Source organism: bacterium, assembly GCA_024228115.1.
Lineage (GTDB): Bacteria > Myxococcota_A > UBA9160 > UBA9160 > UBA6930.
This window is the reverse complement of record JAAETT010000206.1, coordinates 1-691: the sequence shown is the minus strand read 5'-3', so window position 1 is coordinate 691 and position 691 is coordinate 1. Positions and strand designations below refer to the sequence as shown.

Genomic DNA, 691 nt, shown 5'->3' with positions numbered 1-691 from the left:
GGTCTGGCGGCACTGAAAATAAAACCTGTTGGCTACCCTTTTTGATTTTTTGGTAAAATATTTTTTTACTGCACGTCAAAAATCATAAACAATACACAAAGTTTTCGCACTGCATTTTTAAATATCATTATTAACCACTCGGTTAATTGATTATCTTCCCACTCATCCTCGTCATCAACTTCTTCGGACCAGTCTGGCGGCACTGAAAATAAAACCTGTTGGCTGTTGTTGATTTTTTTGTAAAATATATAGTTTTTGCGGTCTTACATGTTTGCTGGCTGGCCCATTCGTATTGGTTCGGATTGTCACAGATTTGTTGTTTGTCGGTTGTATCTGAACAAAAAAATTTTTGTTTGGCTACTTGTGCAAAACTATTTAGGATGTGTGATATTATTGCTCTGTTGATTTTAGTTTCATCGCTTCTCTTGATACAATTTGTTGCATTAAAAACAGTTCTGCAGGCTTTTCTAAAGAAAACACCTGTTGATTTGTAAAAAGCTTGTTCAAATAAGAATTAAATACATGTTTGTCGATCGGTCGTATGTGAAGAAAAAAATTTTCTTTGGCTATCTTACTAGTTTCTTCCTTTGATGTACCGCTAGCCTGTTCTTTTGGCCCTCTGTCGAATGATGATCTATTGCCGTTGTTGGCTAAAGAAAATCCGACTCTATATTCGCAAAATCTAAACAGC

At 35.5% G+C, this 691-nt stretch carries 1 protein-coding gene; it reads right to left on the bottom strand.

Annotated features, from left to right (window positions below):
• Positions 1-390: 390 nt before the first annotated feature.
• On the bottom strand, positions 391-691 hold a 301-nt coding region (locus tag GY937_09775; GenBank protein MCP5056998.1), incomplete at its 5' end, for a hypothetical protein.